This is a genomic window from Methylobacterium sp. 190mf (assembly GCF_900107945.1).
In the GTDB taxonomy this organism is placed as follows: Bacteria; Pseudomonadota; Alphaproteobacteria; order Rhizobiales; family Beijerinckiaceae; genus Methylobacterium.
Window position 1 is genome coordinate 1 of record NZ_FNVI01000074.1, and the last position, 2,675, is coordinate 2,675.

General features: G+C 68.9%; 2 protein-coding genes and 1 pseudogene. All 3 read left to right on the forward strand.

The features are described from left to right. Positions 1-94: 94 nt before the first annotated feature. A pseudogene (locus C4T42_RS31245) lies at positions 95-430 on the forward strand (ATP-binding cassette domain-containing protein); the annotation flags it as partial. 571 nt (positions 431-1,001) lie between these two features. Then, the gene (locus C4T42_RS31250) at positions 1,002-1,511 is read left to right on the forward strand and encodes a sigma-70 family RNA polymerase sigma factor (RefSeq protein WP_042669387.1); all 510 of its coding nucleotides are present in this window, start codon (positions 1,002-1,004) and stop codon (positions 1,509-1,511) included. Positions 1,512-1,583: 72 nt separating this feature from the next. Continuing rightward, on the forward strand, positions 1,584-2,531 hold the full coding sequence (locus tag C4T42_RS31255; protein WP_020095896.1) for a FecR domain-containing protein: 948 nt from the start codon (positions 1,584-1,586) through the stop codon (positions 2,529-2,531). Positions 2,532-2,675: the final 144 nt, after the last annotated feature.

Genomic DNA, 2,675 nt, shown 5'->3' on the forward strand with positions numbered 1-2,675 from the left:
CGAGGCGGAGGCACGCTATTATGCCCAGGCCGAGGTCCAAGCCTTGGCCGCCTGAGCCAAACCAAACGGCCTCCGGAAAACCCGGGGCGATTCAGAGCGCCTCCGCCGGGCCTCCGCGCAGGCCTCCATCCTCACGCGCATCGAGGCCATGCCGGAAGGGTTTGAGACCGTCGTGGGCGAACGGGGCCTCAAGCTGTCGGGCGGTGAACGGCAACGCATCGCCATCGCGCGGGCGCTCTACGGCGAACCGGCGATTCTCGTTCTGGACGAAGCCAGTTCGGCCCTCGACGACGAGACCGAGCGGCACATCATGGACGGCTTACGTGACCTTGTTGACGGGTTGACCATCATCGCGGTCACGCACCGCACCTCCATGATACGGCCAGGAGATCAGAACGTCCGCCTGTCGGCGTCCCCACCACGGGCGTAGCCGTCTGAGATGGGCCGACAGCCGAAGGGCGGCTCCGGGTGGAATGCCGCCATTTTTGCTGTGGGACGGCAGATGTAGCGAAGCGGATATATAGCCGCACGGACCAAGTCCGACCCTTTTCCGACCCTCGCTGCGCCAGAGTGCAGGCCGCGTTGCGAGGCGAAGGTTCGTGGCCGGAACGGGCGGCTCCGCGATCGGCCGGGTTCGAGCACCATGTCGAGGACGTGGGCGTTCGACGTCTGACGGAAGGCCGCCCCGGGACGCTGAGCGCGTCTCGACCACGAACGGCGCGAAGCCGGGTCCCAGAACGCCACCGGCATGCCCCGATCCATGCCGCAGATTTGCAACAGAACATGGAAAACAGCCGTTCTACTAGAACTATTCCAGTTCAAGGCCCCGCATTCGCATCGCTGTTTCGTAGCGGCCGAACAAGCGTTTGGCTGAGAGCAGATGCATCAGTTTAGATCGGCTAAAAGCGTTCAGAACGCTTGCGTCTATCCTCGGCGTGACAGTCTAATCGGCCGGCGCCGCGCGCTCGTGTGCGTCGGCGAGGCACCTGAGGATTGGAGTTATGGCGGCGGTATCATTGGATGCCCTACATCGCAGTGAGAACCTGAACCTCCAGCGGTTCCTTCTTCGCAAACTCGGGAACCCTGCCGACGCAGCCGACGCCGCGCAGGAGACGTATCTTCGCCTCGTCAAAGCACTCACGACCACCGACTTGGAGCATCCGCGCCTCTTCCTGTTCCACCTCGCGCGCAACGTCGCCGCCAATCTCGGCAAGCGCCGCCGGTTCGAAGCGCGCCTCTTCCGATCCATGACCGATCTCGAACTGTCGAGCGTCGTGGACGGGCACGCCCAGACCGAGACGCAGGTGATCGCCCGCGAGCAGCTGCGCCTCGTGGCGGCAACGATCGACGGGCTGCCGCCGCGCTGCCGGGAGGCGTTCCTGCTCAGCACCGTCGAGGGCCTCTCGAACTGGGAGGTCGCCGTCCGTCTCGGCGTCAGCCGCAACATGGTCGAGAAGCACCTCATCACGGCGCTGCTGCACATTCGTCGCGCGTGTCACGAGTTTTTCTGATCGGGCACGTCAGGAGTTCGCGGCCTCGATGGTCTTCATAGGTCGGACGGGCGGAGCGGGCAGCGGGTCGACATGGAGGAGGAGCGCAAGCCCGCGGGCGACGACGAGGCCGCCGACGACCCGATCTACGCGCGGGCCGCGTTCTGGGTGGTTCGCCTGTCCTCCCCCGACGCGACCGACGCCGACCGGGCAGCCTTCGAGACCTGGCGCGCCGCCGACCCGGCCCATGCCGAGGCCTACGCGGAGATGGAGGCGTGGCGGGGCATCGCCGGGCGCGTGCCCGATACGCGCCGGCGCAGGCGGCCGCCGCCGACGCGCCTCGTCGGTCTCGCGGCAGCGCTGGGCCTGTCCGGATTCATCACCTACGAGAGCGGGATCCTCGACCGTGTCCGCGCCGACGTCTGGACCGGGATCGGGGACATCGAGACGGCGCGGCTCCCCGACGGCAGCCGCGCCGCCCTCAACACCGACACCGCGCTCGTCCTGCACTTCACGGCCGCCGCGCGCGACGTCCACCTGCTGCGCGGCGAGGCGGTGTTCGATGTCGTGCCCGACAGCGCCCGACCCTTCGTGGTCTACGGCGGCGGGTTGCGGGTGCGCGCTGTGGGGACGCGCTTCTTCGTCCGGGCCGGCGGGGACGCCGAACCGGTCGGCGTGGCGGAGGGGCGCGTGGACGCGTCGACGACCGCGGGCGCCGTGACCATCGGAGCCGGCGAGGTCGCCCTCCGGAGCGCCGACGGCCATCTGACGGTCGAGCGCGGCGATGTGGGGCGCGCCACGACGTGGCGGGAGGGCAAGCTCGTCGTCACGGGGCAGCCCCTCGCCGCGGTCGTGGCCGACCTGAACCGCTATCGGCGCGGGCGCATCGTCCTGCTCGGTTCGGGGCTCGGCGCGCAGCGCTTCAGCGGGACGCTCGACATCCGCGACACCGACGACGCGCTCGACGTTCTGGCCGCGACGATGAGCCTGCGCGTCACGCGCCTGACTCCGTACCTCGTCCTCGTCAGGCCGCCGGCCTGACGAGGCGAAAAAAACCGACGCGGGGAGGTCAGGAGTTTCGCGCCTCGATTGTCGTTTGTCCGTGAGGGCCACGGCACCGCCCTCACGCTCACCGACCTCGCCGGCCCGGCCTCCGCCGTCCTGGGCAACGGCGCCCTCACGGTC